Below are 16,293 nucleotides of genomic sequence, written 5' to 3' on the forward strand. Positions count from 1 at the left end.
CTTTCATATTTCAAATCCAATACAAATGTAGGAATTTCCCCTGTACTGATTTTACTTTCATGCATCTATTTCAAATGTTTTTTTGACATTACTTCAAGCTTCTCCCTATGCTTTTCATTAATATGATTTGCAGTTTCCTTTCTTTTAATATCCGATCGGGTTCTATCTGAGTTATCTCTTCTGAAAACTTTACTAATCGTCGGGACTCTAATTAAAATGAATATTTTCTTTATACCACTTTCTAAGTTGATTAATATTAGCCTGATGGTAGCGACTATGATCAGCCATATACCATAATCCCCAGCGAATAGTTGCCTGCTTTTCGTTTTCATGTCCAAACGTGACAACTTTATCAAGATCATTATCTACTAATTGTGTACATGTATCTTTCAACATTGTCAGTACAACTTCATAGTCAGACATAAGTCTGTTCAAAGACTTCCCTTGAATCATCGGCAGCCTATTATTTGCATCTATCATGGGGCCGTATTGTTCTATTAATGACTGTGAAAGTGGTTGTCCACTTATTCTACAAACCCAATTAAGATCAACATACGTGATATGTTTAATTAACTGAGCGGCACTATTAAAATTGTAATTTGGACCTTTATAATCTACTTCTTCTTGAGACATGCCAGCAATGATTAGTTTTAGTCGTTGGCTGTTTTCTTTCACAGTAGAATATAATAATCCTACCGTTGGTGACATATTCGCTTCTCCTTGTAAGTCATATATCATTCTAGATTTTCTCCTTTTTTTCATGAAGAGTTCATCTAACGCTTAGTGATTAATGAATTTTCTTAACAAAATGTTTGGTTTTCTTCTTTATATGAAGATATTTCACTCTGAACTACATTCAAGTATTTTTATCCCAATTATTACTCCTATTCTTCTTGATTCCGTAATTTCGATTTCTTGTTCAGTTTCTATATCTTTGAAATGATTACTATAAGATTTCTTAAACTTTTGTATCTTTCCATTTACTTTTAATACACTTATAATGTTCTGATCAATGCTTACGATCTTTCCTCTTATGGTCCAATGATCTTTTATTATATAGTCCATTACTGTAAATAGAGTGAAGACAAGATATACTCCCGTAAGAAATAAAAACAAACCTACAAAGAAAAAGGGTCTTGAGTCAAAAATAGTGATTGTGAGATTGAGTAAACAAAAAAATAACCAACAGAGCGATATAATTAAATCTTTTCGCAATATCTTTTGTTCTTTTTTCATTGCTGATTTGTTAACTCCTTATTTTTCAGGTTTTTTCGTAGCTAATTATCTATTTATATATTCAATAATTTCTTCTCTGTTCCAAACCACAAAGTTAAACTGATCCCCTTCACGCGTTTCAAGCAATATTCCATTCGGCACGATTCCTAAGGTACTCCGTTTTCTAATAGATATTATTTGGTCAATAAAGATCTCAGAACTTCCTGTTTGAATAATTAGTGGATGTTAATATGAAGTGCAGCAAAGTAAACTTCTGCATTGAGAGTGTATCTAAGAGGTAGTTACAAGAAGTATTTAATGTGGTTAAATTCAATGTTACAACAGTTATTTTTCGAAATTAATTCAATCAGCCAATTCTTCTTTGTTTAATTTAAACCTCATTAAAAAAGGCATTATCAAAATCATAAGCATCATTAATAAAAAGATTATTAAATATATAACCAATATGTTGTATTTCGATGGATTGAAAACACCAAAGGCTGACAAAACTGGAAATACCATAACACAAAGTGATGTTCTAAGCCTTGAATTAAATGTAACCTTATGAATCGCATCACACTTACCACACACTACTGACTGATAGTTTAGAAAACCAGATTTCATGACTTGTTTATATTTAAATCTTCTCTTGCAATTTAAACATTTCTGCATATTTTCTCCTTTTCAATCTGATTTCTATTTATGATGCTTTTATATACTTAATTGGATTTATACCCATCGATAAAACCTGCAATAACTGAAGCAACTGGAACTATAATATCTATTAGTAATATAAATGCACCTAAAAATTTATTGTCTTCGTATTTGTTTGTTTTCCATAAATAATCAAACCTACTCCTACTAAAATTGAAAGTAAATAAACTACTATATAGTTCATTATTGTTCTCCTTATATGTATTTTAATTTGTTTTGTGGCCTTAATTTCGTAAATCTTCAGTTACCAAGCTGTAACGCGAATATTGCGTTAGGCGATGCCATGGTTTTCATTCAAACATACACCTTACAACATAAACTTCTTTATTTTCTTGGATCGTTCTATTAACGTCATTACTTGCACCGAACAGATCAGCTCCTTGGTTTCGTACTAACATACCTAGATCAGTAGTTTCATTTAACCCTGTTGATATGTTATTGATAGGATGAATAATAGTACTGTCATATTCTGAACTCTTTAATTCAAATCTTATACTGCTAACACTTTTGTTTTCTCTTAACGCGATTGTCCATATCTCCTTGCTAACTTCCACTCCACTGGTTGAAAAATAGATTTTAAAGTTTGATGAACTGGACGTGTTTGATACTTGTGAAATCATGTTAAAATAAGAGTTCACAAATTCACCATCTATATAATGATCAGTCCAGAGATTTACATTGTTGACTTTGACATTGTTTAGATCAATTGAAAAAATCATTGAATTTTTCACTCCGACAGCTTGTAATATTGAATACTCTTCATTATCTAAACTAACTGAATTAATAGATATTGGATCAATGATATCTTCAGTATTCATGTTGTTTTCTGAAGTACTAACATAGGAGTCATCTATTTTTAATTCACCCTTGCAGCCCGACAATACTAAAATCAACGTTACTATTATCAGTATAAATAGAGATTTTTTCATTTTATTTTCTCCTATTTTCTAGAATATCCTTGATTTGATTAACTAATAATTCATAAAATGTTTCATGATGAGGGACAAACTGAGCCCGTCCTACAACTTTATTAACCTTAATTTTATTTCCATTACTATCTACAGTAAAGCCGTGTACATCAATTTGATTTTTTCTGCCCATCCACAAATCAAAAAAATCATAGAATCGTGCAATAAACATGCCAGAAACTTCTTCTCTTTGTATCGAAAATTCATCAAGAGATCCGTTGTAATCATATAAATAAACATGAGCAAATTCTTTGTCGATAATTTTACTGTTAGCTACAACATAATCTATGACTCCTAATGGAGTTAGTTCATTCATACTAACATCAATACCGGTCTCCTCTTTAACCTCTCTTATTCCATCCTCGACAGTTTCGTTTGATAATAAATGACCGGCGGCTGTAATATCTAACAGATCAGGGTAATCTCGTTTATATTCACTTCGTAATTGAAAATAGATATATTCATTATTCTCATCTCTGCTAATGAACCAGCAATGAAAGGTTTCGTGCCAAAAACCATATTTATGAACATCTTCACGAGTTGCCACACCAATTGGAACTCTATGTTCATTAAAAATATTTAACAGTTCTGAATCCATAAAAACTCCTCCACTTCGTTAAATTCGTGACCCTTTTCGACTGGAAGTAGACATCCTACTTTGCTGTTCCCTTAAATACTCCTTTAACGGAATAACATGGTGTTGATCATGCCATATAAAATCCTTTAAGTATTGTTGAACATTAAATACATTTCCGTCTCCATCTTTATGGTGTTGAACGATTAATTCTTCTGCTAATGTCTCAATTTCTTCAACGATCTTCTTTCGATAATGTACTACCATCTCAATTAGTTCCTCTGTTGTTATTGTTCTTGAATATGTAATTGCTTTGCTATTAAAGTCATCGTAGTCTAAGTGTTTGAGAGTAATCTTTTCACCCGTAGCAATCTTTTTTTATTGCTTCTTCGTAAAAATACTTATGCCATAACATGATATGACAGATAATATCTTTTACTGTCCATTTGCCTGCCTCAATGATTGAGTTCCAAGTTTCATCATTTAATTCATTTTCTTTTGTATTTGATTCTAAAATACTTTCAATAGTTTTTATTGCTCTTTTCATTAATATAGATATCTAATGCTTTAATTCCTCTTTGTGCAACTTGGATAAATAATATAAGGCAATAAACACCTAATCCTCCGAATACTAGGATAAATAAAATTGGAACAATACCAAAAATTGAACCTGAACTCATATTGTTACCTCCTCTTTTTTTACTTGCATATCAGATAACGTTCTTGTATTCACGAATTGCTTTTATTACCTTATTATTATTACGATGAATCATTGTATTTTGTTGCAAGCGCCTCCCTTACATACATCCATTATGATTTAAGAATATTTTATTTCCAGAGTTTTCTTGAATACTTTAATAGGCTCTTCATAATTAATTGGTTTATAGATCATCGAGTTTAACCAAGCACTCAAATCAATTGTATGATCAAACTCTTCATTCGTACAATAGAATGACATTTCATTCATGGTTCCTAGAACACTCTTGTTATTTGTTTTACCTATTCATACTTCCCCTGCTTCAAATAAATATTGATTGATTAGATTTTTTTGCACTCCCTCGATCAATAAATATTCTTTCAGTTCTGTTATAAATTTTTCTTGCAATTTGTTTAATTGAGAACTCCTTATCCCATTGACGATTAAACATAATCGACTAAAATCATTAATAAATATTAGGGGTTTGAATAAGAATACGAAAAGACTGATTCAGCATTTCGAGCAAATCTTGCATATCACAGATTATTCCACCACTTGTATAATAATATCTATATTATACAACATTTCCCTTTCTCTGTCCTATTGTATAACGTTCTCGTATTTACGAACATTCGAAGAATATTGTCAGCAGGTAAATCATCCTTAAATTTTCTCTGCTAAATGCACGAAAAAAAGGTGACGATTTCCGTCACCTTTCCCACTTATAAACTGGCCTTACTTCGATAAACTAATCTTAAATACTCCCCCTTCATTGCCTCCAAATACGATTAATCCTCCTTCTGGCAGTTGGACTGAATTGTTCTTGCTAGCAATAGAGAAATTGACGGGCATCCCCATTGCATCATAAACAGCAAAGCCTCCTGATTGGGGAATATCAACGGTCATTGTCTTATTGGCTGAAAGTTCATCTATCTTAAACCATACGGCATGGCCATTAGATGGAATGGTACTAATCGATGATTTCCCTCCATAGATGGGTTTGACAGCATCCTCGCTAATGTAGGAGGATCCATCTATTGTTAAATACTCCGTAATTCCAACTTTATAGAAATTCAAATCAAAAGCGTCTCTTCCGTTCATAATAGGAATTTCGGCTACATTTACTGCTTTATTCACATCAATAATTTTAGTCCCTGTTGCGTATCCATTTTCCATATCAACGGTTATATTCTTTGTTAAGATTTCTGGGGCTAGATAAAATATAGAAGTTATCTTTTCATCCAGTGCATAGTAATTTTTACCGTTCCTATTTTTCCACGCCTCTTTCGTTGTATCTTGTAGTGGGTTAGAGTTCAGCTTCTGATATTCATAGGTAACCATAAGCAATTGACCTACTCCTGGAAAATCCAAGTATGCGCTAAATTTAAAATAGGTAACACCATTCTTCTGCTGCTCAAAGCTTACAGCTACACTACCATCATTGCTTTTAAACTGTCCATCGCCCGTATATACATATTTTTGTGGAGGAATAAACCCTCCTATAAATGCAGGCAAATCGATCTCACCGTTCTGAATCTCGACATTCATCGTTTCACCAACCATACCGTATAATCCAGAGTATGCAAGTAAATCAGATGGCATTTCCACTTTAACAGAGGAATCAAATGTTTTATTCGGCAGGATCTCTTTGATAATCCCTTGTTCTTCTAAATATTCTAATAATACACTATTTGTAAAAACGCTGTTGAAAATTGAACTTCCGCCTGATGAAAGCACAGCTATTGAAATATTATATTCTGGTATAGTTGTCAAGTCAGCGTGATACATAACGGTATCCCCGCCTTTGTTCAATGCAGTTATTCCATACTCATTGAATGGTGCCAAATGTACCGCATCCCAACCTAAACCATAATTGTAGACATTCGTCTCGTCAGCAACCCACAATCCTTTTTTATACTCGTGACTTTGCATGGACTTTACAGATTGTTCAGATAAAATATCTGTTCGATTACCTATTAACACATCTGAAAACCTAGTTAATTCTTCCGCAGTTGAATATATACCTCCTGCTCCAAGAACGTTAGCATTTTCAACGGGTAAAGCATGATCCATCGTAGGGTAATAAGTTTTAGCAAGCTTTTCTCTATCAAAATCATCGAGTGGTGTTTTTGTAGAGCTTAAATTCAACGGATTACTAATGTGTTTTTCAAGGAATTCACTATAGCTTAAACCGCTCACCCTTTCAACCAAAATTTCTAGTAGTTGAAATCCATCATTACAATAGACGGAATATTCACCTGGGTCTGATTTCAAATTTTCGGATTGCAATCTTATCAACAATTCATCATGATTTTGTGTATCATTATCGTCAAACAGCATACTATTACCATAGTGAGTACCGTAAAGTCCTGATGAATGATTCATTAACATGCGTGGCGTAATTTCTTGATATCTTTTATCTTCCATCTTAAATTCCTTGATATACGTTGTAAGTGGTTGATCAATATCAACTTGCCCAGAATCAACGAGCATCATCGTTACAGCAGTAACATACATCTTGCTTACCGAACCAATACCGAACATCGTATCTTTAGTTATCGGTGTATTGTGAGCTTCATCGTTTACACCAGCACTATCGGATAAAACAATGCTCCCCTGATCCATAATGGCATACTGCATACCACTAACACCATAATTGGCAACGAGTTCTGCAGCCATACTTTGTGCTTTTTCCTTTAGTGAGTCCTTATTACCTTGTGCAGACGTATGGGTCATCGGTATTACAAAAAGCATAGTGGCAATACATACTGAAATTACTTTCTTCATCTTCTGTTAGCCCTCTTTTCTCTCATCAAATTTTATTACTGATTGAATCATACTATGTTGAGGGATTGAATATAGAAAAACAGCTTGAAACGAAAAAAACAATCCCTAAACAGCATGTTGTTTAGGGATTGTTTTTCTAAAACGGGATTAGAACCATATTATTAAAAACTTTATGTTTCGTTTCTATTGTCATATTCCCACCATACTTGTCGCAAATTCTAGATATATTCGTTAAGCCAATACTATGAAAATCCGGGTTTTCCTTTTGGCTATGTAAATGGACTACTTCATTCTCCATATGATTAAGGATATGAATAAATAGGGCAGATTCATCTGAATGTATTTTAATCAGTATATATCTATCCTCAGCAATCTTGATCTTCTTAGATGCTTCTATCGCATTATCCAGCATATTGCCAAGCGTGACACATAAATCATACCTATCAATATTTAATTCGTGTGAATATAAGCTTATTTTTGTATTTATTTTTATGCCGTTAGCTTCACCGATATTAAGCGTGTTGGTGACAAGAGCATCTATCACTAGATTGCCCGTATTTACCCTATGATAGGCTCCTTCGACTTTATTCAATATGACCTTAATATGCTCCCTTGCCGCTGCTAATTCTTGTCGGTTAATACATTCTTCAATATATAGAAACTGCTGATTCGTGTCATGAATAATTCTCTTGATTGATTTAAAGCTGTGTACCGTCTTCTCATAGTTCGCATCTTGATAATCCATTTGCTGCTGCAATTGATCATTCTCATGCATGAATTGAAATTTATCAATGATGTTATCAATAATATAGATGATACCTACATTTATAACTAGAAATCCAATGAATGAAATCAAATAATAAATATTTTTCTCACTGTAACTAGTTATAACATATAGCTGGTATATACTGAATACTGGGACAATCATAAATATAATATAGTAACGATTATGTATAGAAAAATTTCTGCGTTTGGCTATAAGTCGTATGATCTGAATGACGGAAAACATAATAATGCAACTGAGTAATATCGCTTTAATAAAGGGCGATTGAACTTGCACAAAGTTAGGATCAACAGTGCTTAAGTCAACGGAGTTAAACACATAAAAAATATAAAGGGTTATCAAATTAACGATAGTCAATAAAACAGCATAGAGTACCGTAAAAATAATTTTTGTTTTTAACTCTACTCGATAAGCTTGCGCCATTATAAATATCATCAGCAATGCTAGGATTGAGGATACAATATTATTCATATTACCGTCAAATATATGAAATCAAGAATTACGAATATGATAAAGTAAACAACTCTATTCTTCTTTCTCGTTGACTTATCTAGGACCGAATTCAAGAATAAATTAATTTGAAAGCACATCACAAGTGCGACACAGAGAACAATAAGCAGATTATATTGAATCATATTAATGGCCCTTCATAATCATAAACTTAGTGTAAAAATCTTTAACCTCTTTCACTTTAGAACGACCTATTGGAAACGCCGCCCCGTTGGACATGAGTACAGCCCCACTAGCAAATTTCTTCACATGAATCAGGTTGATAATAATGGAACGATGAATTTGCAAGAAATTAAAATCTTTTAATACTAATGTATAATCGGATATAATGCCTTTACTTTCATAGAGTTGACCTGTTGTTATAAAGTTTAATTTACTTTTTATCGTTAAGCTTTTAGCAGCTTCAATAGAAATGATATCTTCATACCTTAATACCACTTCTTCATACGCTGACTTAATGATCATCCACTTCTTTTCAAGTGCTTGGAAGTATTGGCACAGCTTTATCACTTTTCCCTCCAAAATGTGAGCGGCAATGGGCTTTATCAAATACTGGAAGGTCATAACGTCGAAGCTTTCTACCATATACTCCGGATAGCTTGTTAGAAAAATAATTTGTTCATCGAGATTTTTTAAATTTCTAATGAATTGAGCTGTTTGTATTCCGTTAATACCGCTCATTTCAATATCCAATATTATAATATGGAACGGTTTCTCTTTGTTCTCATAATGAGATACGAGCTGCCTCCCGAATCGAATAACTCGAATTCAAATTCTATATTTGACTTTATTAATAGTGTAATCAGGATATTCTTAACAAGCTCCCGTTGTTTTTCCTCATCGTCGCACAAAGCTACTCTATATATCAATATATACGAAAGAATGGATTTTCATACAAAAGGAAGATGTTCCAATCAAAGCATTGCGATCAACTTCTGACAGTATTAAAGGTACGCATCGTTCCTATTGAACGAAGCGTACTTTAACGTTTAACTGTGCTTATCCGTCAAGCGCCTGCTCGTGTTAGTGTTAAATACACCGATACATGGTAACCAATGGCGTAGCCCAACCGCGTGAATACTGTATTATAGGTTATCTGATAGTAATAATTGAAATTAATCTCGCTTCACTTTCTTACGACGAGAAAGTGAAATTCCACCGAAGCCACTTATGATAGCGATGTAATATCCAAAATCATACCACCAACCTGAGTTATACGTTTCATACAATCTAATACTATGGTTGAAAACACCAATTATTAATGAAATTGGAGCAATCCATCCATGCCATATTCCCCAGAAAAATCCCGCAGGTTGTTGAGCGTTATTTGTACCATCTCCAGGCATACATCCCGTCAAAAGAGAAATAAACATAAATAACATGATTATAATGAAGAAATACTTAAGCTTAATTTCTATCACCTTCCAACTGGTTTAGATTTTCATAAATATTCTTTAGGTATTATCTTTATGTCGGTCTTCTATGGTGCGATGTGTCCGGCAACTGCTTCCCCCACTTATTTTCCCGGGATCGATGCAGCTTATTTGCCGATGCGTGAACACATTGTTATATGATGCTGGGAACTTCATTGAATTGCATTCTTATTTAATCTAAGTCATTATTTACAACGTGTTTTATTTGATTTTCCAATGATATATTTTGTATTAGTTCCTTTAAAATCTTTGGATATAGGTTTATTGTTTCAATAGCATTAATATCAATCCATCTAAACTTAATTCCTATTTCCTCTAATCCTGTAAATTCAAATTTATTAATCGTTACTTCTCCTGCTTCTATTAAATAATAAATACCGTGTTCATGTACATTATTTATTCCGTATGCATTAAAGTTTTCAATAATCCATAATAACCTATTAACGTTCCCTTTTATACCAAGTTCTTCTTCTAACTCTCTGATTATTGTACTTGCTGTTTCCTCGTTTTTTTCTGCTCTTCCACCAGGCAATACCCATCCTTTTCCGTTCTTTGTCGTATGTAATAGCAGTTTGTTATCTTTAATTAAGACTCCTGCTACTCTGAAAAGGAAAACTTCATTTTGTTCCTTCATTTCTAATGGCATCGTGTTTCCTTTCGTATTCTTAGAATGATTTGCTATATATCTTATTAGATTTAATTTAAATTTCCTCCCTACTTCATATAACGTTTTGTATTTATGAACCCGCGAGGCTTAAAGGAGCGCCAGCGACTGACTCTGATGTGCTTAGCCTTACAGGGTGTCTACATGCAAACATTTCTTTGAAACTCCGCTTGCAGTCCAAGGGCATAGATTCGGTGTTACAGGAAGTCAGTATCTTCCTCTAATACAATAATATTTGATCTTCTTCAACTGTAATTAATCTATGTTGCTATCATTTAAATATATAATTAATTACTCCAACAATTATTATTACCACTACAACAATGACTGCAAAACCTTGCATTTGAAGAAACAGCCTTTTCACAGACACGACAACTTATAAGTGTACCCATATAGTCTCCTTATTTTCTTTAATTCTTTTTAATGCTCTCTGCGAGTTTCTGATAACAAACTTGAATACTTTGTTTTGTGCTGTTGTCTACTTCCTTGATCATCTATAGTAAATGTTTAAGATTAATATTACTCTGTTCAACTTCCATACAATAGATTTCTGGATTTTTCATAGATTTCCAATTTTCAAATCCAAATGCTTGATTATAATGCATAATAATTAGAGAAAGTAATGCTCCATGAGTTACTAGGATGACATTATTTTCTGGCATATTAACTACTTCATTAATTAATTCTATTCCTCTTTTTATCGCATCGTTTGATGACTCACCGCCTTCAAACTTTAATTCTAGGTCGTCATAAGTTTCTTCAAGTTTTATAAGCCAATCATCAAGATCAGATGCGCTCAATTTTCGTTCCTTTAATCGTTCATCTATCGTAATTTCTGTATTACTGATTTTTGAAAATGGCTTTATTGTATCTATTGTCCTTAAATAAGGACTTGAAATAATCTTTTTAATACTCTTATCCATAAAAAAATCTACGATTAGACTCGAAGCATCTTTAGCCCCCTCTTCAGTTAAGAATGATTCTGGTTCTTGTCCAACTGCTTTGCAATGTCTAACAAGATAAATCTTCTTCAATGTTCAACATCCTTTCATAAGTTTCAGGCAATGGCACCTAATGTACAGGTATTCACGACGCCCAATCGACTTTAGGCGACGAATATCGCCGAGCGCGATGTACTTAGTCGGTGCGGATGTGTCCGGCTGAATCTACTTACCTGCTGCCTGTATCAGTTCTTCCATCTTAAATAATGAATGTAATTTGAGTCCTTCTTCTTCTAATTTCATTCTGCCTTCAATATTTCTTTCTATTACGATGATTACATCTGTTACGATTGCTCCAGCTTCTCTCAGGTCGTTTGCACTTAAAATGATTTGTCCACCAGTCGTCACAACGTCTTCAACAATGCAAATTCTCTTACCCTTTACATCAATTCCTTCAGCTAATTTGCATGTACCATATTCCTTAGCCTTTTTTCTTACAAAGGCTACTGGGATATTTGATTTCAAAGAGAGTGCCGTCGCTACCGGTACACCACCAAGCTCAAGTCCCGCAAGTACTTCAGTTCCTTTAGGAATTAACTTTTCAAGCTCCTTTGCAATCTTGGATAATAATTGAGGTTTAGATTCGAATAAGTACTTGTCAAAATATTCATTTGAGACTTTACCCGATCTTAAAAGGAACTCGCCAGTCAGATGTGAAATATCATAAATTTCTTTTGCTAAATTCTTCATTGAACTACCCCCATTGAATGTGTTTTATGCACTTGCGGTGATTTCACCTAATGTACAGCTATTCACTACGGAAACCCAGTTACTATTTACTCTAGATTTCATTAGGTGGGTTGCTGTGTTGGTATATATTCTACAATGTTATTACTTCTTCCAACCAAGGGCGTACGCCCGTAGCGTGAAACTTGTGTTATACGAAGCCGTCTTGGATTACTTTCATAAAATTAAAATGGTTTAAATCTCATACCTGGAGAATGATCTGGGCGTTTTTCAAATCCATGGTTTTCATAAAATTTACACTTATCTTTTGCTGAAAATAGCTGTATCATTAGAATATCATGTTTCTTACAATTCACAATTAACTTTTGTAACAATTCAGATCCTATTCCATGTCTTTGATACTCTGGTAATATAATTACATCACAAATTAAAGCATGTAATTCTCCATCTGATAACACTCTACCAAATCCGATAATTTCATTTTGTTTTGAGTAAACACTTATGCTATACCAGCTATTTTCGAGCGAAGAGATTAAGGAAGACTTACCTTTATCTAGTATTCCTTGCCATCCTGTGCTTTCTATCAACAACATATATTCTTCTACTTTCGGAAGACTTTCAATAAAAGACACTTCCATGAATTCACCCTCTATAACATAAAATCTTCTGGTTTTATATAACGTTTAGGTATTCACAAACTTCCGCAGAAAGTTGTCACATGATTCTACTACTCTGTCGAAAGCATCACTATGACCAAGGCAAGCCTCCACGTGTATACTATGTTATACGCAGTTGCTGGCTTCTTCGAGTTACTTTATAATTGTTTGATTCATATCGAGTACAAGCTTTTTATTATTACATCAAGTGTTTTTCATAAAACACAATTGTCATTTTATCGTTGATCACTTCAATCTTTCCAGTTCTCTTATAACCTAACTTTTGATAGAGATAGCAATTACCTTGCTCTTGTAATATTGTACCTAGTTCCCATATCTTTGCATCATTATATATATTCTCAATTATTTCAAATACTTTTTGAGCAACTCCTTTCCCTTGATATTCAGGCAATACAAATATTGGACTTACACGATACGTTTTATTCTCTTTTCTGACGATTCTAATTGCCCCAACGTCAATACCTGAACTCCTTATTATGTAATAATCCGAAAATGATTGATTCATGCGAGTTCTAATTTGTTCGACAGTCTCGTTGGCAGGGCTTGTTTCAAAGTCCTGGTATTTTTCTAACAAGGGCATAAATGCTTTTATTTGCATTTCATGAATAATAAATACTTCATTTAAGTCTGATTTTAATAAAGTAATCACCGTATAACTCCCTCCTTACAAATTTCAATTTTATTTATTGGTTTCAAGCAATTGCTTATAACGTTCAGGTATTCACGACGTCCATCTGATTCTGCCCACATTTAGTCTGCCTCGGTCTGGACCGAGGGCGTATGCCCCTAGCGTGATTGGGTCTTTTCTGATTATAGCGGGATCTTCGAACAATCAAGCATAGGTCTTTATCAAATATAAATTTTTATTAAATCCTCCATTCGTTTCTTCTTTTTGCTTTCTTAGTTCTTCTAATTGCTCCTTAGATACACCTTTTAGCCTTGCTATGGCATACACAACCTCTAAAATATCAGCGAGTTCCTTAATGTCTTCTTCCTCTTTAAACTCTTCTAGCTCTTCCACTAGTTTTTCTTTTAGCCCTTCTAAATATTGATTATTATTCAGCTCTTTAATTTCGTACTTCATTCCACTTTTTTCAATGATTTAATTGATTCAAATATTTAGACTTAATAATATTTATGTGATGTGTATCATGTCCTACGATAATATAAATAATTGCGCGCACGGATAAAGCGTGATCATTAAATTCCCCTACTCTTGTCAAAGCCTCTTCAGTAAGATTATCTATTAAACTAACTGTAGAGTTTCGTACAGCACGATAATCATTCAGTACTTTACTTAGAAGTAAGTTATCATAAGATGACATCTCAGCAAATATATCACGATCATACCCTGGTAATTCTCGTACATCACTACGCGCTATACGTAATATTCTATAGCTCCATAATCTTTCTGCGTCAGCAATGTGCCCGATTACTGTTTTTATTGTCCATTTATCTGGAGCATATCGAAATTTAGCATGTTCCTCAGTGAGCTTGCTTAATAATAATATATTTTCTTCATTTTGTTTTCGTAGAATGCTGATGATATTTCCTTCTGGAACTAAATCAATGTATTTCTTAACTAAAGGCAAATATTCATTCATATCAGGTCTTGTAATCATAATTTCCTCCTTGTGATGCATTTATATTTGTTTTTTTACATGTTGATTTACGATAACGTTCTTGTATTCACGAACTTGCGTAGGAAGTTGTCAGACAGCAAATACTTCATTCAGTTGCATCTGCTGATCAAGGCGGAGGCGCCACTTGAATACGGTGTTATAAGTAGTACCACACTTCATTGGTTTATCATTCACAACTTGTTTCATAGATTTTATACTTATCGTCTCCTATGGAATATCCTATACCAACATTATTCCAATTGTTTTTCTCGTAATAATCATTTAATTCCGTACATAAGTATAATTTCTCGTATCCAATTGTTTTTAAAAATTTCTTTGCATGACTTTGTAACATTGCACCTATATTTTTTCTCCTATGCTCTTCTTCAACATACAAACAAGCAAACCATGGAAACAAATCTTGTCTACTATTTAAGTCGCTTCTTAGTATGGCGTAAGATCCAATAAGCTCATTTTCTTGTTTTGCTACAAAAAATCGTGGTAGATCACTATCTGTGTCTATTGATCTTTCAATACAATCCTTATAAAACATATAATTACTTTCATTTCCCCACTTACTCCAAAAGTACTCAATGATTTTTTCTTTTTGTTCTTCTATATCTCGAGCATTATGTATAGTTATCAACTTGATTCTCCATTCATTAATATTATTGTGATATTACATATCGTTCTTGTATTCACGAACTTGCGTAGCAAGTTGTCACTGATTCTACTACTCTGCTCAAAGCATCAAAGTGACCAAGGCGTAGCCGCTGTTGAATACTGTGTTATGCATAGCTACTGCCTACTTCGAATTGCTTTCCAAACCTGTGTTTTAAATAATACTTTAACCCCGCTCGATCAACATCCGAAAACTGTCTTGGATCTTCAATCATCAATCTATAGATCTCATCAACAGTTTCCCATCTTATATTTGTCGTTTCATCTCCTATTTCTAAGAGATTACCTTCAACTTTACATATAAAATACATACCTATAGAATCAACTGGTCCCTTTATGGTTTGGTATACACAATAAGGTTCTATACACTCAACTTCAAAATCCGGGTTAATTCCACGTGTATCTATACGCTTTTGACTACCTTCTACCTCTATAACTGTTAATCCGGTTTCTTCATATACTTCTCGTCTCAGTCCATCTAATATTGATTCATATAGTTCTAATCTTCCACCAGGTAATTCTAGTGATTCTTCATTCTTTTTATTTCGGGTCTGAATGATTATTTCTGTACTACCATTTCCATCACGTTCAATAATTGCCCTTGCATTAACATAAAACATCAACGAATCACCTTTCTTTTATGTATTTAGATTTTGCTGCTTGAATACTGTGTTATGCGTAGTTACCGTTCTTTTGAATTACTTACAAAATGATTCCTTATCTCTCAGGGTAAAACACATTAAATTGTCCTTTAATTCACTCTCTTGATTAAATCCCATCATCTTTAGAAGCCTTTGCGACTGGAGATTTTCTACTTCGGTTGTCGCTTCAATATAATCGAGCTTCATTAAATCAATTCCGATTCGTATAATCTTCTTCAAAGCTTCCTGCATCAGTCCACTTCCCCAGTAATATGGAGATAGGTCAAAACCTATTTCGGCCTTTGTTTCTTGATTCTCCGTTGACCAGCAATGAAAACCACACGTTCCGATAAGGTCATTATTCTCTTTATTAAATAACCCATACCTACAGCCCGAATCATGGATATGGAAAGCAATAATCTCTTCTGCTTCTCGCAAATCTTTACATACATCAATATCCATAAATTTCGTTACCTCTGGATATGAAAAATGTTTATAGACCGCTTCTATATCTCCTAAACTTAGTTCTCTGATGAAAAGTCTTTCGGTTTCAACATTTGGATAAATCAATTTAAATTACCCCTTTGGTATGCTATTTATTGATTTTTATTTAGATCTGACTTTAGGTAATTATGCAT

20 protein-coding genes and 3 pseudogenes are annotated in these 16,293 nt (G+C 33.4%); all 23 read right to left on the reverse strand.

Features of this window, described 5'->3' with window-relative positions; genetic code table 11:
* Window positions 1–207 precede the first annotated feature (207 nt).
* The gene (locus AC1TPB_RS12670; RefSeq protein ID WP_482076820.1) at window positions 208–738 is read right to left on the reverse strand and encodes a DinB family protein; all 531 of its coding nucleotides are present in this window, start codon (window positions 736–738) and stop codon (window positions 208–210) included.
* A 102-nt stretch (window positions 739–840) separates the two neighbouring features.
* Window positions 841–1,236, reverse strand: a complete 396-nt coding sequence (locus AC1TPB_RS12675) for a hypothetical protein (RefSeq protein WP_482076821.1) — start codon at window positions 1,234–1,236, stop codon at window positions 841–843.
* A gap of 342 nt (window positions 1,237–1,578) precedes the next feature.
* On the reverse strand, window positions 1,579–1,887 hold the full coding sequence (locus AC1TPB_RS12680; RefSeq protein ID WP_482076822.1) for a TIGR04104 family putative zinc finger protein: 309 nt from the start codon (window positions 1,885–1,887) through the stop codon (window positions 1,579–1,581).
* A gap of 332 nt (window positions 1,888–2,219) precedes the next feature.
* Complete coding sequence (locus tag AC1TPB_RS12685) at window positions 2,220–2,858, reverse strand: hypothetical protein (RefSeq protein WP_482076823.1); 639 nt, start codon at window positions 2,856–2,858, stop codon at window positions 2,220–2,222.
* Between the two features lies 1 nt (window position 2,859).
* Window positions 2,860–3,495 (reverse strand): NUDIX hydrolase, encoded by a 636-nt coding sequence (locus AC1TPB_RS12690; RefSeq protein ID WP_482076824.1) that lies wholly within the window; start codon window positions 3,493–3,495, stop codon window positions 2,860–2,862.
* Between the two features lie 18 nt (window positions 3,496–3,513).
* Complete coding sequence (locus AC1TPB_RS12695) at window positions 3,514–3,738, reverse strand: hypothetical protein (protein WP_482076825.1); 225 nt, start codon at window positions 3,736–3,738, stop codon at window positions 3,514–3,516.
* A gap of 91 nt (window positions 3,739–3,829) precedes the next feature.
* A complete protein-coding gene (locus AC1TPB_RS12700; RefSeq protein WP_482076826.1) occupies window positions 3,830–4,018 on the reverse strand; it encodes a hypothetical protein in 189 nt (62 codons plus the stop codon).
* Entirely contained in the window at window positions 3,993–4,151 is a 159-nt protein-coding gene (locus tag AC1TPB_RS12705) for a hypothetical protein (protein ID WP_482076827.1), read from the reverse strand. The genes AC1TPB_RS12700 and AC1TPB_RS12705 overlap by 26 nt, the downstream gene beginning before the upstream one ends.
* 137 nt (window positions 4,152–4,288) lie before the next feature.
* Window positions 4,289–4,678 (reverse strand): annotated as a pseudogene (locus tag AC1TPB_RS12710) (DUF6933 domain-containing protein).
* A gap of 225 nt (window positions 4,679–4,903) precedes the next feature.
* A complete protein-coding gene (locus AC1TPB_RS12715; RefSeq protein ID WP_482076828.1) occupies window positions 4,904–6,955 on the reverse strand; it encodes a serine hydrolase domain-containing protein in 2,052 nt (683 codons plus the stop codon).
* Between the two features lie 136 nt (window positions 6,956–7,091).
* Window positions 7,092–8,374, reverse strand: a pseudogene (locus AC1TPB_RS12720) (GHKL domain-containing protein).
* Window position 8,375: 1 nt separating this feature from the next.
* Window positions 8,376–9,115, reverse strand: a pseudogene (locus tag AC1TPB_RS12725) (LytR/AlgR family response regulator transcription factor).
* A gap of 249 nt (window positions 9,116–9,364) precedes the next feature.
* Complete coding sequence (locus tag AC1TPB_RS12730) at window positions 9,365–9,631, reverse strand: hypothetical protein (protein WP_482076829.1); 267 nt, start codon at window positions 9,629–9,631, stop codon at window positions 9,365–9,367.
* 223 nt (window positions 9,632–9,854) lie between these two features.
* A complete protein-coding gene (locus AC1TPB_RS12735; RefSeq protein WP_482076830.1) occupies window positions 9,855–10,328 on the reverse strand; it encodes an NUDIX hydrolase in 474 nt (157 codons plus the stop codon).
* 512 nt (window positions 10,329–10,840) lie between these two features.
* Complete coding sequence (locus AC1TPB_RS12740; RefSeq protein ID WP_482076831.1) at window positions 10,841–11,380, reverse strand: histidine phosphatase family protein; 540 nt, start codon at window positions 11,378–11,380, stop codon at window positions 10,841–10,843.
* Between the two features lie 132 nt (window positions 11,381–11,512).
* Window positions 11,513–12,037: an orotate phosphoribosyltransferase gene (gene pyrE / locus AC1TPB_RS12745; RefSeq protein ID WP_482076832.1), complete on the reverse strand. Its 525-nt coding sequence runs from the start codon at window positions 12,035–12,037 to the stop codon at window positions 11,513–11,515.
* 221 nt (window positions 12,038–12,258) lie between these two features.
* Window positions 12,259–12,672 carry a GNAT family N-acetyltransferase gene (locus AC1TPB_RS12750; protein WP_482076833.1) on the reverse strand — a complete coding sequence of 138 codons (414 nt, stop codon included), beginning with the start codon at window positions 12,670–12,672 and terminating at the stop codon, window positions 12,259–12,261.
* Window positions 12,673–12,889: 217 nt separating this feature from the next.
* Window positions 12,890–13,360, reverse strand: a complete 471-nt coding sequence (locus AC1TPB_RS12755) for a GNAT family N-acetyltransferase (RefSeq protein WP_482076834.1) — start codon at window positions 13,358–13,360, stop codon at window positions 12,890–12,892.
* A gap of 183 nt (window positions 13,361–13,543) precedes the next feature.
* Window positions 13,544–13,795, reverse strand: coding sequence for a nucleoside triphosphate pyrophosphohydrolase (locus AC1TPB_RS12760; protein ID WP_482076835.1), 252 nt, complete (start codon window positions 13,793–13,795; stop codon window positions 13,544–13,546).
* Between the two features lie 10 nt (window positions 13,796–13,805).
* Window positions 13,806–14,333: a DinB family protein gene (locus AC1TPB_RS12765; RefSeq protein ID WP_482076836.1), complete on the reverse strand. Its 528-nt coding sequence runs from the start codon at window positions 14,331–14,333 to the stop codon at window positions 13,806–13,808.
* Between the two features lie 187 nt (window positions 14,334–14,520).
* Complete coding sequence (locus AC1TPB_RS12770) at window positions 14,521–14,979, reverse strand: GNAT family N-acetyltransferase (RefSeq protein WP_482076837.1); 459 nt, start codon at window positions 14,977–14,979, stop codon at window positions 14,521–14,523.
* Window positions 14,980–15,121: 142 nt separating this feature from the next.
* Window positions 15,122–15,634: an NUDIX domain-containing protein gene (locus tag AC1TPB_RS12775; RefSeq protein ID WP_482076838.1), complete on the reverse strand. Its 513-nt coding sequence runs from the start codon at window positions 15,632–15,634 to the stop codon at window positions 15,122–15,124.
* A gap of 78 nt (window positions 15,635–15,712) precedes the next feature.
* A complete protein-coding gene (locus AC1TPB_RS12780; protein ID WP_482076839.1) occupies window positions 15,713–16,225 on the reverse strand; it encodes a GNAT family N-acetyltransferase in 513 nt (170 codons plus the stop codon).
* Window positions 16,226–16,293 lie beyond the last annotated feature (68 nt).

This window comes from Paenibacillus sp. Y951 (genome assembly GCF_056786395.1).

What these genes read in the sequence shown, in the direction of transcription:
- AC1TPB_RS12670 (WP_482076820.1), bottom strand. Translation starts at nt 738, where the DNA reads ATGATATATGACTTACAAGGAGAAGCGAATATGTCACCAACGGTAGGA.
- AC1TPB_RS12675 (WP_482076821.1), bottom strand. Translation starts at nt 1,236, where the DNA reads ATGAAAAAAGAACAAAAGATATTGCGAAAAGATTTAATTATATCGCTC.
- AC1TPB_RS12680 (WP_482076822.1), bottom strand. Translation starts at nt 1,887, where the DNA reads ATGCAGAAATGTTTAAATTGCAAGAGAAGATTTAAATATAAACAAGTC.
- AC1TPB_RS12685 (WP_482076823.1), bottom strand. Translation starts at nt 2,858, where the DNA reads ATGAAAAAATCTCTATTTATACTGATAATAGTAACGTTGATTTTAGTA.
- AC1TPB_RS12690 (WP_482076824.1), bottom strand. Translation starts at nt 3,495, where the DNA reads ATGGATTCAGAACTGTTAAATATTTTTAATGAACATAGAGTTCCAATT.
- AC1TPB_RS12695 (WP_482076825.1), bottom strand. Translation starts at nt 3,738, where the DNA reads ATGGTAGTACATTATCGAAAGAAGATCGTTGAAGAAATTGAGACATTA.
- AC1TPB_RS12700 (WP_482076826.1), bottom strand. Translation starts at nt 4,018, where the DNA reads ATGAAAAGAGCAATAAAAACTATTGAAAGTATTTTAGAATCAAATACA.
- AC1TPB_RS12705 (WP_482076827.1), bottom strand. Translation starts at nt 4,151, where the DNA reads ATGAGTTCAGGTTCAATTTTTGGTATTGTTCCAATTTTATTTATCCTA.
- AC1TPB_RS12715 (WP_482076828.1), bottom strand. Translation starts at nt 6,955, where the DNA reads ATGAAGAAAGTAATTTCAGTATGTATTGCCACTATGCTTTTTGTAATA.
- AC1TPB_RS12730 (WP_482076829.1), bottom strand. Translation starts at nt 9,631, where the DNA reads ATGTTATTTATGTTTATTTCTCTTTTGACGGGATGTATGCCTGGAGAT.
- AC1TPB_RS12735 (WP_482076830.1), bottom strand. Translation starts at nt 10,328, where the DNA reads ATGCCATTAGAAATGAAGGAACAAAATGAAGTTTTCCTTTTCAGAGTA.
- pyrE (WP_482076832.1), bottom strand. Translation starts at nt 12,037, where the DNA reads ATGAAGAATTTAGCAAAAGAAATTTATGATATTTCACATCTGACTGGC.
- AC1TPB_RS12750 (WP_482076833.1), bottom strand. Translation starts at nt 12,672, where the DNA reads ATGGAAGTGTCTTTTATTGAAAGTCTTCCGAAAGTAGAAGAATATATG.
- AC1TPB_RS12760 (WP_482076835.1), bottom strand. Translation starts at nt 13,795, where the DNA reads ATGAAGTACGAAATTAAAGAGCTGAATAATAATCAATATTTAGAAGGG.
- AC1TPB_RS12765 (WP_482076836.1), bottom strand. Translation starts at nt 14,333, where the DNA reads ATGATTACAAGACCTGATATGAATGAATATTTGCCTTTAGTTAAGAAA.
- AC1TPB_RS12775 (WP_482076838.1), bottom strand. Translation starts at nt 15,634, where the DNA reads ATGTTTTATGTTAATGCAAGGGCAATTATTGAACGTGATGGAAATGGT.